Source organism: Arthrobacter sp. JCM 19049 (genome assembly GCF_001310435.1).
Window position 1 is genome coordinate 1 of sequence record NZ_BAXF01000752.1, and the last position, 842, is coordinate 842.

The 842-nt window shown below is 68.1% G+C and carries 2 protein-coding genes; both read right to left on the minus strand.

Annotated elements, in window-relative coordinates; all coding sequences use genetic code 11:
* Positions 1 to 69 precede the first annotated feature (69 nt).
* Positions 70 to 348: a DUF1461 domain-containing protein gene (locus tag JCM19049_RS15985; RefSeq protein WP_054822041.1), complete on the minus strand. Its 279-nt coding sequence runs from the start codon at positions 346 to 348 to the stop codon at positions 70 to 72.
* Positions 348 to 842: DUF1461 domain-containing protein (locus JCM19049_RS15990; RefSeq protein ID WP_279403415.1), on the minus strand; the 495-nt coding region annotated here is incomplete at its 5' end. The genes JCM19049_RS15985 and JCM19049_RS15990, both read right to left, overlap by 1 nt.

The following is an 842-nucleotide window of genomic DNA, read 5'->3' on the forward strand; positions in this document are numbered from 1 at the left end:
GGGGCCGTTAACGCACCGTGGCCCAAGGCAGGTTGATCTGCCTTGGGGCCACGGTGCGCGTTCGCGACGTTAGCTGTTGCCCAGCCCGAAGACCCGCGCATCCTGGCGCAGCCGTGAGGCTTCGCGGCGCCGGCCGGTGGGCCAGCAGGTGATCAGCACGATGATGACCACCAAGAGCAGCAGCACCGCCAGGCTGATCGCCGAGTCAATCCAGAACTGCTGCGGGTAGAGACGGATCAGCGTGTCGGTGACGTAGAACGTCCAGCTGCCCTCGGAGAAGAACAGCTCATGGAACTTGGTGAAGAAGCCCTGCCAGCCGATCACGGCGGCGACCACCAGCGCGGCCATCAGCCGAGCGTAATCAGCGCCCCGGCGAACAGCCCGCGGCGCACTCCCCCGGCGTAGCGGCGCATCAGGTAGACGATCAGCACGATCGCCAGCACCGCCAGCACCGCCCCGAGCACGTACGCGAACCCGATCAGGTTCTTCACATCCACCATGTGCTGCACCTCGGCGTCGGTGAACAGCGCCGAATCATCCGCCTGACGCAGCCCGGAGAGGTATTCGGGGCCGGCGAAGTTGTTCAGGTAATCCACCCCGTAGCTGCCATAGGTCAGCCGTTCGGGCCAGGAGAAGCCGTAGGCGTCGGCCGGGAAGCCGGGGCGGCCATAGGCCAGGGCCAGGAAGGCGGGGGTGGCGACCAGGCGGATCGCGGCGATCAGCGACAGGACCGGGAAGATCAGGGCCAGCAGCACCTGGGCGGTGCGTCCCAGGGGCGGCTTGGAGTTCAGGGCACGCTCCCGGGCGACCCGCGCTTCACGGCGGCCTCGGAGGGCTCGGGT